The organism is Rhizobium sp. Root1220, from assembly GCF_001426265.1.
In the GTDB taxonomy this organism is placed as follows: domain Bacteria; phylum Pseudomonadota; class Alphaproteobacteria; order Rhizobiales; family Rhizobiaceae; genus Rhizobium.
Map to the genome: position 1 here is coordinate 89,772 of NZ_LMDG01000033.1, position 13,626 is coordinate 103,397.

Sequence of the window (13,626 nt, forward strand, 5' to 3'; positions counted from 1 at the left end):
TCTCAATTCTCACTCGCATTCAGGTTGTCCCTGTTTACAGGACGACAAAATAAAGATATTTAATATCCTTAATAGATGCACGATCGGCATCTTGCGTGGAAACAATCGATGATCCTGAAAAGCCAAGTCGAGTGGGCACTGCATTGTTGCGCCATTCTCGCCGGTCTGCCTGACGGCCGTTACCTTTCAACGAAAGCGCTGGCCGAGTTCCACGGCCTTCCGAAGGAATATCTTTCGAAGGCTTTGCAGAGTCTTTCACAAGCTGGTTTCGTCCATACCTCGCTGGGGCCATCTGGCGGATACCGATTGGCAAAGACACCGGCCGAGCTGACTTTCCTTGATATCGTCGAGGCCGTGGAAGGAAAATCGCGAACCTTTGTCTGCAACAATATCAGGGCCAACAACCCCTGTCGGCCGTCGGGATATTGCGAGAGCAGTCCATGCGCGGTTGCCCGCGTCATGTGGGAGGCGGACGAGGCATGGCGCCAGAAGCTGCGTAGCGTCAGGCTGTCGGATCTGGTCGAGACGCTGGCCAAGGATATTCCGGCTGACCTCTGGAAGAGCAGTTTCGAATGGGTCCTAGAGCGGGCCGGATGAGCGCAGTTTGACGTCGCCCGCTGCGGGCAATGCGTAAAGCAGACTCTGGGACGGCATGGCAAGCGAAATGCCGCTCTGCCCGCAATGGCTGTGAACGAGATCGATCACCTCGTTGCGCGCTGGCGTCCTGGCTGCCGGATTGGTCACGCGAAACTGCAACTCCACCTCGATCGCCACAGCGTCGATCCCCTTGAGCGCGACGATCGGCGGCGGGTCCTGCACGATTCGGGTACTAGCTTTCAGGGCGGCTTGCATGGCCTCCTCGACGACCTGTGGCCTATGGCTTGCCGCAATGCGCACGAGCAGCGCAATCTGATGCGTCTCGTCTGGACGACTGAGATTGGTCAACCCGATTTTCGCGAGGGCGCTGTTGGGCAGGACAACGACATTGTGTGCACCGGTGAGCAGGAAGGTGGAGCGCCAGTTGTTCTCGATGACCCTCCCCTCGGTCCCATCGCCCAGCATGATCCAGTCGCCAATGCCAAAAGGCCGTCCCAATGTCAGCGCGATACCCGAAAATATGTCGCCGAGCGTGTTCTGCAGCGCGAGACCGAAGATGATGGCGACCACGCCGGAGGTGGCAACCAGGGTGCCAATGGGAGCCTTGAAGACGAAGCCCAGAATGGACAGGGCTACTCCGAGATAGACGCCAGCAACGATGAGATCCTGAAGCAGGCGTGCCTCCTGCGGCCTCCGCTCAAGCACGATGTAGATGCGTACGAAACCGATGAGCGACCAGGCAAGGTGTGTCCACCACAACACTCGTGCGGACACCGCTAGGAATGCCGCTGCGCCCCGCAAGTGATCATCGTCGACGCGATGCGGCAGGATGCCGGCAAGTGCGAGGACGGCCGTCATGCCGGCAAAAAAAAGGATCTGGACGATCAACCTGGCCGTCGGACGGCTACGACCCTGCAAGTGCCATATCGCAATGCCTGCAATCCCAAGGAGATTGATCAGCACGAGCGGCAACAAATCATGGTCGAGCATGGCAGCTTCCAATCGTGGCAGTTTGGGTCCTGAGCGGAGGGCCGGTGTGCAATCAGCACCCGGCCCTACCGAGATGCTACTTCTTGATAGGATAGGTGAGTTCTTTCTCACCGGTATCGACAACGAAGACTGCGAGCAACTTGGCAGGCTGCGTCTTGCTGCCATTCTCACTGACGCCATGGCGATCGCCAGGCATCTCCGAGAAGCTTTCCCCTGCCTGATAGGTCTTCACTGGACCATCATTGACCTGGCTGCGGATGGAGCCTTCCAGGACCGTGGCGTAGATGAAGGCGGAATTCGGATGGGTGTGAGCGTCCGAGAAACCACCCGGTCCGTATTCTACCAGAACACCCTTGATGCTCTTGCCCGGAACGTTTGGTAGTTCGTGTTCGTAGACGAGTGTCACTTTGGATGCGTCATCGGCAGCCGCATCGTGAGCGACGGCGGTTCCACACAGTCCTGCCGCGATGACAGAAGCGGCGATGATTGACCTGAACATTTCAAATTCCTTTCCTCATTTGCCGTCCGCCGCGGAAGGCGGCAGATCGGCACTCGATCATTTGCGTCCTGCGCTCGCGAACCACTGTTCGAACGTGATGTGGCCGAGGCGCGGGTTGGCATCGGAGACCAGCGAGCGATCATCCAGCCGGGCGCCGAAATAGCGTGCCTCCGGATCTGACTCGACCTTGCGGCTGTCGCCGGTGGCTTTGAGATACCGGGCAACGAGTTCGTTCAGGCGGGAGCGCTCAGGACCTGCGATCTCAATCGTACCGTTGACAGGCGCAGCAAGCGCAACGTCGGCCATCGCATCGGCGACGTCATCGGAGGCGATTGGCTGCACATAGGCCGGAGATAAGTGAACCGTGTCGCCTGTGGTGCCGGATTGGGCAATACCGCCCAGAAACTCCATGAACTGCGTCGAATGAACGATCGTGTAGGGAATTCCGGAGGACTTGATCAGCTTTTCCTGGGCCAGCTTGCCGCGGAAGTAGCCACTCTCCTGCAGCCGTTCAGTGCCAACGACGGAGAGTGCGATGTGATGCTTGACCCCGGCAGCCTTTTCCGCCGCAATCAGGTTTCTGCCCGAGGTCTCGAAGAACTCCAGCACTGCCTTGTCCTCGAACGAGGGGGAGTTGGCGAGATCGACTACGACCTGGGTGCCGGCGAGCGCGTCTGCCAGCCCTTCGCCTGTTATGGTGTTGACGCCGGTGTTCGGAGAGGCGGCGATCACCTCGTGGCCCTGCTTGCGCAGGCGTTCGACAGTTTTGGAACCGATAAGGCCGGTACCGCCGATGATGACGATTTTCATGGCACTTTTCCCTTTGCTACTGCGGTCGCGCCGCAATGATTGATGGCTTGGGGGCGATGGCGGTCAGTTGAGGCCCGCCTTGTCGAGACCGTAAAGCTTGTCTGCGGAGCCCGGGACGGACTTGAAGGCGACGCCTGCGCGGTTCCAGGCATTGATGATCATGATCGAGAACGTGAGGTCGGAGATTTCCTTCTCCGAAAGCTGACCGCGGACGCGCTCGAAGAGTTCGTCAGGAATGCCGCCTTCGGGCAATTTGGTCACGGCTTCGGTCCAGGCAAGAGCTGCCCGCTCGCGTGGGACGAACAGGTTAGATTCACGCCAGATCGCGACGTGGTACAGGCGCAATTCACTCTCGCCGTGGATCTTGGCTTCCTTGACATGCATGTCGAGGCAGAATGCGCAGCCGTTGATCTGCGATGCGCGGATCTGAACGAGGTCATGGAGCTTCTGTTCGATGACGCTGTCCTTCAGACCCAGGCTGAGGTCCAGGAGCTTCTTGAAGAGCTCGGGCGACTGTTGTGCGTAGTTGAGGCGTTGTGTCATGTCTCTCTCCTTATTAAGGACATTTGATATCCTTATGGACAGAAGATATCCTTATTCTCTGGACAGTAAAGGCCTTCCGGCCTAAACTGCGGCATAAGGCTTATGTCGAAATGTATGGGTGGGGACCGGATGGATATCATATCTGCGCTGAGAGCCTTTCTCCGTGTGGCAGAGACAGGCTCGTTTTCCGCAGCGGCGATCGACCTCAACCTGACCCAACCAGCCGTTTCCCGGCAGGTTTCCGCACTGGAAGGGCATCTCAACACGCGACTGCTGCATCGGACCACGAATGCGCTTGCCCTGACCGTCGAAGGTGAGCAGATGATCCCGATGGCGCGCAGGGCGGTTGAAGCGGTGGATGCGCTCAACGACGCCTCCTGTGTCGAGACCGCCATGGCGGCGGGCCGGGTGCGACTTACCTTGCCGGCGCCACTTGGTCTCTATGTGAGTGACCGTCTCGCAGGGTTGCTGGAGCAATATCCTCGGCTATCGGTGGAATTGATCTTCCGCGAGGAGCCGTCTGATCTGATCGCGGAAGGTATCGACCTCGAAGTGCGACTTGGCCCCGTGTCGGAAAGCAATCTGATGTGCCGGCGGATCGGCTGGACGGCCGCTTTCCTCGTTGCTGCACCCAGCTACCTGGAACGACGCAGCATGCCCAGAACCCCGGATGATATCTGCGGCCACGAGTGTATTTCCCACAATCGTGCCGGAGACGGGCGTTCATGGTCGTTTTCCGATGGGTCCGACGAGATTTCGGTGCGCATTGTACCGCGCTTGGTCGCCAACAATGCCATGGCGGTGCATCGCGCGGCGTTGGCCGGAAGCGGCCTGGCGGTGCTCTCGCATATTCTCGCCTGCCCCGACATCGAGAGTGGCCGGCTGGTGAACGTGATGCCGGACTTTCCGCCAACGCGCCTGCCGATCAGTGTCGTCTACCCGTCGCGACGGAACGTGCCTTTGCGCGTGCGCATCGTCCTCGACTTCCTTGCTCAAGCCGTCAAGGAAGATCCCCTGATGGGATCCTGACCCGCCTCGCGACATTCGCGAACCTCTCCGGTGATGGCGCCGCGTTACCATTTACTTGCAAGCCCGACCGTTGACATGCAGGCATTTACCTGCATATATTCTGCGGCAAGCGAGACATGGCATGGACACTGACAAGGTATTCAAAGCACTGGGCGATCCGACCCGCAGGAGGCTGCTGGACCTTCTATGTGAAAGAAACGGACAGACGCTCGGCCAGCTCTGCGAAAACCTGGATATGGCCCGGCAGTCCGCCACTCAGCACTTGGGAATACTCGAGGAAGCCAACCTGGTGACCACGGCCAGGCGGGGTCGGGAGAAGCTTCACTTCATCAACCCCGTGCCACTCCATGAAGTTTATGAGCGGTGGGTGAGGAAATTCGAACAGCAGCGCCTGCGGCTGCTTCACGACATCAAGACGCAACTTGAAGGAGCGGATAAATGAGCAAGGAAACGACCAAGTTTGTTTACGTGACGTATATCGTCTCGACGCCCGAGAAAGTTTTCGAAGCAATCACAAAGCCCGAGATCGCAGAACGTTACTGGGCACACGAGAACGTCTCGGACTGGCAGCCCGGCTCCAAGTGGGAGCACGTCCGCAGCGATGCCGCGCGTGACGTCAAGGTCGTCGGCAAGGTCGTCGAGTGCTCGCCTCCCACGCGCCTTGTCATCACCTGGGCGAGCCCTTCCGACTACGCCGACCTTGGCAAGCACAGCCGGGTCACATTCGACCTGACGCCTTTTGACAACATGGTGCGTCTGTCGGTGACCCATGATGAACTCGAGGTGGGAAGTGCCATGGCCACCGGCATCAGCAACGGCTGGCCGCGCGTCCTGTCAAGCCTGAAGTCGTTCCTGGAAACAGGTCGACCGATCGACGTCTTCGGACAACCGACCGCACAGACGGTTACCGCCGCCCGATCCGCTTCATAGGAGGAAATTGGAATGAGCAAACTCTACAGCGGCGGATGTGCGTGCGGTCAGATCCGCTATGAAACTTCCGCGGACCCCATCGTCGAACTCCATTGCCAGTGCCGCGAATGCCAGCGCAGAAGCGGTACCGGTCACAGTTCCTACCTGACCTTCGGGGAACGCGCGGCGGCGGTTGATATCTCCGGCGATGCAACGCAATGGCGTGTCGCCGGCGATAGTGGAAACGACAAGATCCATGCGTTTTGTCCGACCTGCGGATCGCCTGTCTACCTGACATTTGCCGCCATGCCGAATATCATTGCAATCCATGCCGCCAGCCTAGACGATCCCAGCCTCTTCAAGCCCCAGGCGGTCACCTACAACATTCGCGGCCATGCATGGGACACCATCGATCCGTCGCTGGCTATATTCGAGACGATGCCTCCGGCCTGAGTTTCCGGGGCCGACCTCCGACCTGACCGGTTGCAATCAAAGCGCCAAATCCAGGCAATGCCGGCCCCGCATATCGTTTTGTACAAATCTCTCCCCCTTACACACTCCGTTACATTTCCGGCGATCCGGGACACATCGCGGATACTTGGCGACCTGCATATGCGGCCTGCGGCTGGTGGCCAGTCGTTGCGAACACACCCCACGGGGGGATCGCAGAGCAACGCGGTCTGCCCAGGGCGGCCGCGTGTACAAGGAGAGTGATCATGCCATCGGACTTTCAAACGCCAACTCGACGTAATTTCCTGACCTTGTCGGCCGCATCTGTGGCAACCGTTGCCGCCGTTAGCGGCGGCGTCAACCTGCTCGCCACGCCAGCACTCGCCGCAGCCAAGGCAGCCGCTGGCGATACGATCCGCCCCTTCAAAGTCAATGTTCCAGAGGCCGTTCTCGTCGACCTGCGCCAGCGGGTCCAGTCGACCCGATGGCCTGCCCGTGAAACGGTGGCAGACCAGTCTCAGGGCGTGCAGCTGGCGAAGATCCGGGAACTCGTCGAATACTGGGGCACGGATTACGATTGGCGCAAGGTTGAGGCGAAGCTGAACAGCCTGCCGCAATTTATCACCGAGATCGATGGTCTCGACATTCATTTCATCCACGTTCGCTCCGGGCACAAGAACGCGTTGCCGCTGATCATCACGCATGGCTGGCCGGGCTCCGTCCTCGAAATCGTCAAGGCCATCTGTCCTCTCACCGATCCGACCGCTCACGGCGGTCGCGCCGCGGATGCTTTCGACGTCATTATCCCGTCAATGCCCGGCTACGGCTTCTCCGGGCAGCCGACGACCACGGGCTGGGGTCCGGACCATATCGCCCGCGCCTGGCATGTGCTGATGGGCCGCCTCGGATACAAGCGCTACGTCTCTCAAGGCGGAGACTGGGGCTCGGTGGTTGCCGACGTCATGGCCAAGCAGGCACCCGAAGGCTTGCTCGGCATTCACGTGAACATGCCCGCGACGGTTCCCCCGGACGTGGCGGCGGTCCTTCAGAACGGCGGCCCTGCCCCGGCGGGCCTGACGGACAAGGAACGGGCCGCGTTCAACTCCCTGGATAATTTCTACAAGAAGAACACCGGCTACGCGGCGATGATGGTCACACGCCCGCAGACCGTCGGATACGCGCTGACGGATTCGCCTGTCGGACTGGCCGCCTGGCACTACGACAAGTTCGCGCAATGGACCTATAGCGGCGGCGATCCTGAGCGATCGCTGACCAAGGATGAGATGCTGGACGACATCACGCTCTACTGGGTGACGAACAGCGCGATTTCCTCGGCGCAACTCTATTGGGAAAACAACGCCAACAACTTCAACGCGGTCGATATCTCGATCCCGGCCGCGGTCACGGTGTTTCCCGGCGAGATTTACCAAGCCCCGAAAAGCTGGGTCGAGAAGAGCTACCACAACCTGATCTACTTCAATGAAGTCGACAAGGGTGGGCACTTCGCAGCCTGGGAAGAGCCCGCGCTTTTTGCCGCCGAACTGCGCGCAGCCTTCCGGACGTTGCGCTAGCCCAGGAATGCGGCCGCAGGGGCGCGTTCAGCTCCCTGCGGCCGATCGGCACTACGCGGGTCGGGACATCGGCGTGACGTGCCTTGTCTCGATCTTGCCCTGCACGGAAAAGATCAGGAATGCCGTTTCCTTGGCGATCTTGTCACCATCCAGAAGGCGAATGAGATCATCTATTCCGGCAACGGGGCTACCGTCGACGGCCAGGATGACATCGCCCTCCTGCAAACCGCCCCGCTCCGCAGGGCTGTCCGGTTCGAGACGGCGCAACCGCACGGACGACGTCTGCGGCATACCAGCCTGCAGCGCGACGCGCCTGTTCAGGTCGATCGTGTCGGCGGAAATGCCGATGTAGGCATGCCGGACCTGACCGAAGCGCAGAAGTTCGGAGACGACATAGTTCGCCGTATTGGACGCGACCGCGAACGCGATGCTCTGTGCGCCCTGAATGACGGCGGTGTTGACGCCGATGACCTCGCCGGCGGACGACACGAGCGGGCCGCCGGAATTGCCGGGGTTCAGCGCCGCATCGGTCTGGATGACGTCGTCGATCAACCGGCCATTGGCGGCGCGCATCGAACGCCCGAGCGCCGAGACGATGCCCGCCGTGACCGTCCATTCGAACCCGAGCGGGTTGCCGATTGCAATCGCGATCTGTCCGCGCCTCAAGCGTTTCGAGTCGCCCAGACGCGCCCATGCACCTATGCTGGTATCCGCGCGTATCAAGGCGATGTCCGTGTCCGGATCTCGACCAAGAACACGCCCGTCCGTGACGAGCCCCTCGGGAGTGCTGATACGGACAGCCTTGGCGTCCTCAACCACGTGGTTGTTGGTTACGATGAGGCCGTCGGGCGAAATGGCAAATCCAGATCCGTGGCCACCACGACCTCCGATCCTTTCAATCCGGCTGACGGCGGGACCGACCAGATCAACAGCGCTCGACACGCTGCTGGAATATGCGTCGGTCAGATCCACGTCGGCGGAAACGATGTTCTTTTCGATCAATCCCATGTCAAATCACCTCGGCGTCCGATCGGACACCACAGTTGGCGGACCGGCAGCGGGCCAAATTGCGGGAGGCTGTCAGTGCGACGCGTTGAACTTGAATATAAGATCGGTATTTGTCCGACCGCTTTCAAGCAACAGGCCCGAAGCCAGTGGGGCTGCTATTCCGGCCTCTTGAAATAGGCCTCAAGGCGATAACCATCGGGATCTATGAGGAAGGCCGCATAGTAGAATTCGCTGTAGTCGGGACGAACGCCGGGCGGCCCATTGTCCTCTCCACCATTTGCAACACCGGCGGCATGGAAGCTGTCGACCGAATCCCCGTTCGGCGCGACAAAGCAGAAGTGCAGTCCCGACTTCCGGTCAGCCGGCACGGGATGTTCCACCTCGGCCACCCAGAAGCGCACCCGATCGGAGCCATAACCAATCATATTCTCGGCGTTTGCGAGCCTTTCATACCCCAGGGGGCCCAGAATTGCGTCATAGAAAACCCGTGAACGCTCCAGGCTGCTGACGCCAATCGATACGTGGTCAAACATTCGTAGAATCTCCTTGCACAGATATGAAACCGCAGCACGGCCGTGGGACCCAACAAGCACTTTCCCCATATGACTGGATGGGGAACATCTTTTGACAGGCGTATCACACCAGACAATCGGCGCAATGATTGTCGCCCGGCCGGTAGCGTAGCTCGAAACTCAGACATGAACCGGAGCCTCGATACCTGATCGTAGCAACCAACACCCGGAACCGCACTCAACGGCACCCGTTTCGCCAGAACGCGCAGTTTTTGATTTCAAAAATCCTTGAGGCATGCTGAGTTGCTCCGCCGCCGACAAAGAGCTTCCGATGATCGAACAGATTCTCAAAGACCCAATCGCGCAGTTCTGCCTCCTCGTGCTGGCGGGGCTGGTGCTCCGCCTCACCTTCGGAAAGAATCCGAGGTTCAGGCTGGCCGCCAATCTCATGTTCTTCGCCATCCTGACAATCTTGCTGCTCTCGCATCGGATCGAGCCTTATGCTTCGGACATGACGGTGGACGATACGTCGCGGCGCGTCTTCATCGGCATCGCGAAAACGGTATGGTGGATCGGCGGCGCAATGGTGCTGGTCAGTTGCGTGCGCCTCTTCCTGATCCTCGAGCGCAAACCGCGCGAGGGCCGCTTGTTGCAGGACCTCATTGTCGGCGTGATCTATCTGGGCGCCGGACTTTCGGTGATCGCATATGTCTTCAGCGTCCCGGTCGGCACGCTGATAGCGACATCCGGTGTTTTCGCCATCGTCCTCGGCCTGGCGCTCCAGAGCACGCTCAACGACGTCTTTTCCGGAATCGCCCTCAATCTCGGCCGACCCTACACCGTCGGGGACTGGATCGTGCTCGATGACGGCGTCCAGGGGCGCGTGGTCGAAACGAACTGGAGATCGACGCACCTCCTGAATGGAATGAACGACGTCGTCATCGTCCCGAACAGCAGTCTTGCAAAGGCGCGACTGATCAACCAGACCAGCCCGGATGAGGTGCATGGCGTCACACTGAGCATCCGGCTGCAGCCCACCAAGCCGCCTGCGGCAATAGAAGAGACAATGCGCACCGTGCTGTTAAGCAGCAACGCCATCATGAAGTCACCACCGCCGTCGGTCACCATTATCGGTCTGAATAGCCAGGCAATCGAGATCGAGCTTTCGTTCCGCGTCAGCGGAATCGCCAAGGCCGCCACGGCAAAGAACGAGATCTACGATCTCATTTTCCGCCATGCCAGAGCGACGGGCCTCCAACTCGCCGACACTCCCGGAACGCCGAGGGCTGCCGATGGCGACGCAGCCCAGGAGCGCGCCTCCCCTCACCCCGGGACGCCTTGGCGGCTGTTGAACTCCATTCCACTGTTTTCGACACTGACGGAAGACGAAAAGGAGGCGCTAGCAACAAGCATGACGCGCCTCACGTTCCGGAAAGACGCGATTATCGCCGCTCAGGACACCGCTCTCACCTCGCTGATGGTTGTGCGAAGCGGGGTGGTTATCATCGAGCGCGTCGAGCACGACCGCAAGATCGAACTCACTCGACTGGCTCCCGGCGATTGCTTCGGCGAACGTGGCGTCCTGATGGGAGCCGTGGAGCGAGGCACGATCAGAGCGCTGACATTCGTCGTGGGATATGAAATCGCCAAGGAGCACCTGGCCGCGGTGATGCACGATAGACCCGCGCTCGCCGACGAACTGGGATTGCTGCTCTCACGAAGGATCGAGACAGAAAAGCATCTCTTCGAGGGCACAGCGGCAGACAACGGCCACCCCAACTCGCTGACGGCCAGAATCCGCCATCTCTTTCAGATCCAGCACGACCCGCGGCCCTGACGGTTTCGGAATGCGATCGCGGAATTGCTCCCGGTCGCGGCTATTGCATGTACCAGCCGTGACTGACCACCAGTGACTGGCCTGTCAGCGCATTGGACCTGGCGGCTGCAAAATAAAGCACGGCGTCTGCGACGTCGTCGGTCGTCGTGAAGGTGCCATCGACGGTATCCTTCAGCATCACGGTCTTGATCACCTGATCCTCGGTGATGCCGAGCTCCTTGGCCTGCTCGGGAATCTGCTTGTCCACCAGCGGCGTGCGCACGAAACCCGGGCAGACAACGTTGGCGGTGACATTGTGCTCCGCGCCTTCCTTGGCGAGCACCTTGGCGAGCCCGATCAATCCGTGCTTGGCGGTGACATAGGGAGCTTTCAGCTTTGAAGCTTCCTTCGAATGCACCGAACCCATGTAGATGACCCGGCCATAGTTTGCGGCATACATGTGCCTGAGGCAGGCTCGCGTCGTCAGGAATGCGCCGTCGAGATGTATCGACATCAGTTTCTTCCAGTCGGCGAAAGGAAAATCCACGAGTGGCTTGACGATCTGGATGCCTGCGTTGCTGACCAGAATGTCGATCTTGCCATACTTGGCGATGACGTCTGCGATGCCCTTTTCCACCGCGTCTTCGTCGGTGACGTTCATCGCTACCGCGAAGGAATCGCCGCCCTTCTGCTTGATTTCAGCGGCGGTAGCGTTGGCCGCATCGAGGTTGAGATCGGCGATAATAGGTGTGCCGCCTTCGGCAGCGATACGAAAGGCGATCTCCTTGCCGATACCGCTCGCAGCGCCGGTGACGATCGCAATTCTTCCATCAAAACGAGACATGGGACTATACCTCTTGGAGTTGTCGGACAGGTCAATCCTGCTTCAGGTAATCGAACACCACTTCGCCGAGGCCAAGCGTCAGGTCGGCGACGTAGTGGCTTGCGGAGACGACCTCCCGCACGGGCAGCCGAGCCACGTCGCACATTGCATGCTCGAAGAGCTGCAACGCCGCCGGACCGGACCATGCACCCTTCAACGTCACGTCCTCCATGTAGTAGCGCACCAGTTCGCAGATGCGCGGCGAGCAGTCCACATGCGGAATGATCTTGATCATGAAAGCCGGCTTGGCCATTGCCTTGGCCAACGGCGCGAGGTCGATTTCGCGGTGCTTGTAGCCCATCGTGGCGGTGACGCATAGGACCGAGCCATAGTGCAGCGTGCCGACGATCGTCTCCTGCTCGTGCGAGAGCTTCGGCGTCGCGAGCTTCTTGGGAAAGCCCCAGATTTCTCGTCCGCCGGCGATCGGCGAATTGTCGTCGAGGTACATGGCGTGCACATAGCCGCCTTCCTGCACCTCCCCCGACGGCGTGGTGAAGCGGACCGGGATCACCTGCCCGGTCTCCGTATAGTCGCCGAAACCGGTGGAGTCGGGCATGCGGATGAACTCGTAGGCCACCGTGTCGCCGATAACCTCCAGCGGCTCGGGAACGACGGCACGCAAGATATCGGGGTCGGTGCGGTAATTGATGACGACGAATTCGCGGTTGTAGAACTTGTACGGAGGCTTTGGATAGGCAGGGTCGTTCAATGGCATGGCGAAGGCCCTGGCACGCACATCGGCAATCTTCATCGGGTGCTCTCCACTCAGTCGGGATCGGGGATCGGGCAGCTTATTGATTGTTCACGCTCCGGCGCACCTGGCCGAGGCCGGCACTCTAGTCATGCTCATTGTCCGAGAGGTCGAATGTTGCCACGCCGTCCAGCGTCTCCGGCCGCATCAGCACTTCCGGATGGCGGAGTGTCTCGACCGCGTCCCTGTATCCCGCCGCCCAGTGCTCCTCCATGGTCAGGCGGGAGAACTCGTAGTCCTTGGAACTGCCCTCGTAGCTCTTGGCGCGATAGATGAGGTGGACGATGTTGTAGACCTTCTCGCAGGCCTCCTCCACGAGCAATCTGGTCTCCGGGTCGGCGTTCGCCAAATCCTCCGCCGGGACCATCTTCAGCAGATGCAGGAGCGCACGGCGCAGCCGCTGTGACCGTTTGAACTGGTCGGTCGCCGCACGCGTGCGACTGGAGAAGCGGATGTCCTTTTGTCGAAGTTCGAGCTCGGTCAGGTCGCGCGGAAACTCGCCCTCGGCGCTCCAGAGATCCACCTGAAAGGCCAGAGTATCCTTGCGCGGCACGGTATCCAGGACCCATTGCAGCGGCGTATTGGAGACGAGGCCACCATCCCAGTATTGTTCGCCATCGATGGTCGTCGCCGGGAAGCCGGGCGGCAGGGATCCGCTCGCCATTACATGCTCGGCGCAAATGACATCGGCAGTATTGTCGAAATAGGCGAAATTGCCCGTGCGCACGTTGACGGCACCGACGCTGAAGCGCATTTCGCCGGCATTGATACGGTCGAAATCCACCATCCGCTCCAATGTCTCCTTCAGTGGGCTGACATCGTAGAAGCTTGCGGCCTCAACGGTGCCCGCCGGAGAAAAGAACGGGGGAATCGGGCGTGGCGTGAAAAAGCCGGGCGCACCACCCATGAGGCTGGCGAAGGCGCGCGTCTGGTTGAGCATCTGGTGACCGAAATCGTCCTGCATCACAAGCGCGCCAAGCCAGGACGATACAAGTGACGGCAGTCCGATGGGTGGCGAAGTGATTGCCTCCCAGAAAGACCGCAGCGCCTCCACCCGCTTTTCCGGGGGATTGCCGGCAATGAGGGCGGAATTGATCGCGCCGACGGAGATGCCGGCGACCCAGTCAGGATGCAGATTGGCTTCCGCCAGCGCCTCGTACACTCCCGCCTGATAGGAGCCGAGCGCCCCTCCTCCCTGAAGCAGCAATGCAATGCGTTCGAACGGCGGGCGCTTCGACACCCGTGAACTGCTCTTCAT

16 protein-coding genes are annotated in these 13,626 nt (G+C 60.1%); 7 read left to right on the top strand and 9 right to left on the bottom strand.

All coding sequences use genetic code 11. From position 1 onward, the window contains the following. The first annotated feature begins 108 nt into the window (after positions 1-108). The gene (locus ASC90_RS19555; protein ID WP_056543936.1) at positions 109-597 is read left to right on the top strand and encodes an Rrf2 family transcriptional regulator; all 489 of its coding nucleotides are present in this window, start codon (positions 109-111) and stop codon (positions 595-597) included. Here ASC90_RS19555 and ASC90_RS19560 read toward each other — a convergent pair. From ASC90_RS19560 to ASC90_RS19575, 4 genes are all read right to left on the bottom strand, one after another. Then, positions 580-1,587 carry a mechanosensitive ion channel family protein gene (locus ASC90_RS19560; protein ID WP_056543939.1) on the bottom strand — a complete coding sequence of 336 codons (1,008 nt, stop codon included), beginning with the start codon at positions 1,585-1,587 and terminating at the stop codon, positions 580-582. The two genes, ASC90_RS19555 and ASC90_RS19560, sit on opposite strands and share 18 nt — an antisense overlap. 76 nt (positions 1,588-1,663) lie before the next feature. Then, positions 1,664-2,086, bottom strand: coding sequence for a cupin domain-containing protein (locus ASC90_RS19565; RefSeq protein WP_056543942.1), 423 nt, complete (start codon positions 2,084-2,086; stop codon positions 1,664-1,666). A gap of 57 nt (positions 2,087-2,143) precedes the next feature. After that, the gene (locus tag ASC90_RS19570; protein ID WP_056543946.1) at positions 2,144-2,896 is read right to left on the bottom strand and encodes an SDR family oxidoreductase; all 753 of its coding nucleotides are present in this window, start codon (positions 2,894-2,896) and stop codon (positions 2,144-2,146) included. A 63-nt stretch (positions 2,897-2,959) separates the two neighbouring features. Continuing rightward, positions 2,960-3,439, bottom strand: a complete 480-nt coding sequence (locus tag ASC90_RS19575; protein WP_056543949.1) for a carboxymuconolactone decarboxylase family protein — start codon at positions 3,437-3,439, stop codon at positions 2,960-2,962. A 129-nt stretch (positions 3,440-3,568) separates the two neighbouring features. Here ASC90_RS19575 and ASC90_RS19580 point away from each other — a divergent pair, with 129 nt between their 5' ends. The 5 genes from ASC90_RS19580 to ASC90_RS19600 all read left to right on the top strand — a co-directional run bounded on the left by ASC90_RS19580 (position 3,569) and on the right by ASC90_RS19600 (position 7,398). Beyond that, positions 3,569-4,468: a LysR family transcriptional regulator gene (locus ASC90_RS19580; RefSeq protein WP_056543951.1), complete on the top strand. Its 900-nt coding sequence runs from the start codon at positions 3,569-3,571 to the stop codon at positions 4,466-4,468. 121 nt (positions 4,469-4,589) lie between these two features. Continuing rightward, the gene (locus tag ASC90_RS19585; protein WP_056543955.1) at positions 4,590-4,910 is read left to right on the top strand and encodes a helix-turn-helix domain-containing protein; all 321 of its coding nucleotides are present in this window, start codon (positions 4,590-4,592) and stop codon (positions 4,908-4,910) included. Continuing rightward, positions 4,907-5,398: an SRPBCC family protein gene (locus ASC90_RS19590; RefSeq protein WP_056543958.1), complete on the top strand. Its 492-nt coding sequence runs from the start codon at positions 4,907-4,909 to the stop codon at positions 5,396-5,398. Before ASC90_RS19585 ends, ASC90_RS19590 begins: the two co-directional genes overlap by 4 nt. A gap of 12 nt (positions 5,399-5,410) precedes the next feature. After that, the gene (locus ASC90_RS19595; protein ID WP_056543962.1) at positions 5,411-5,830 is read left to right on the top strand and encodes a GFA family protein; all 420 of its coding nucleotides are present in this window, start codon (positions 5,411-5,413) and stop codon (positions 5,828-5,830) included. A 263-nt stretch (positions 5,831-6,093) separates the two neighbouring features. Further along, the gene (locus tag ASC90_RS19600) at positions 6,094-7,398 is read left to right on the top strand and encodes an epoxide hydrolase family protein (RefSeq protein ID WP_056543965.1); all 1,305 of its coding nucleotides are present in this window, start codon (positions 6,094-6,096) and stop codon (positions 7,396-7,398) included. A gap of 51 nt (positions 7,399-7,449) precedes the next feature. Here ASC90_RS19600 and ASC90_RS19605 read toward each other — a convergent pair whose 3' ends face one another. Together ASC90_RS19605 and ASC90_RS19610 are read right to left on the bottom strand one after the other, a co-directional pair. Next, a complete protein-coding gene (locus ASC90_RS19605; RefSeq protein WP_056543968.1) occupies positions 7,450-8,406 on the bottom strand; it encodes a trypsin-like peptidase domain-containing protein in 957 nt (318 codons plus the stop codon). A 155-nt stretch (positions 8,407-8,561) separates the two neighbouring features. Further along, on the bottom strand, positions 8,562-8,939 hold the full coding sequence (locus ASC90_RS19610) for a VOC family protein (protein ID WP_056543972.1): 378 nt from the start codon (positions 8,937-8,939) through the stop codon (positions 8,562-8,564). A 310-nt stretch (positions 8,940-9,249) separates the two neighbouring features. On the opposite strand from ASC90_RS19610, the gene ASC90_RS19615 reads away from it, so the two are divergent. Then, the gene (locus ASC90_RS19615) at positions 9,250-10,755 is read left to right on the top strand and encodes a mechanosensitive ion channel family protein (protein WP_056544892.1); all 1,506 of its coding nucleotides are present in this window, start codon (positions 9,250-9,252) and stop codon (positions 10,753-10,755) included. Between the two features lie 40 nt (positions 10,756-10,795). Here the strand turns inward: ASC90_RS19615 and ASC90_RS19620 are convergent, their stop codons facing one another. The 3 genes from ASC90_RS19620 to ASC90_RS19630 all read right to left on the bottom strand — a co-directional run bounded on the left by ASC90_RS19620 (position 10,796) and on the right by ASC90_RS19630 (position 13,626). Next, a complete protein-coding gene (locus ASC90_RS19620; protein ID WP_056543974.1) occupies positions 10,796-11,578 on the bottom strand; it encodes a 3-hydroxybutyrate dehydrogenase in 783 nt (260 codons plus the stop codon). Positions 11,579-11,609: 31 nt separating this feature from the next. After that, on the bottom strand, positions 11,610-12,368 hold the full coding sequence (locus ASC90_RS19625) for an acetoacetate decarboxylase (protein ID WP_056543977.1): 759 nt from the start codon (positions 12,366-12,368) through the stop codon (positions 11,610-11,612). A gap of 85 nt (positions 12,369-12,453) precedes the next feature. Continuing rightward, entirely contained in the window at positions 12,454-13,626 is a 1,173-nt protein-coding gene (locus ASC90_RS19630; RefSeq protein WP_056543981.1) for a patatin-like phospholipase family protein, read from the bottom strand.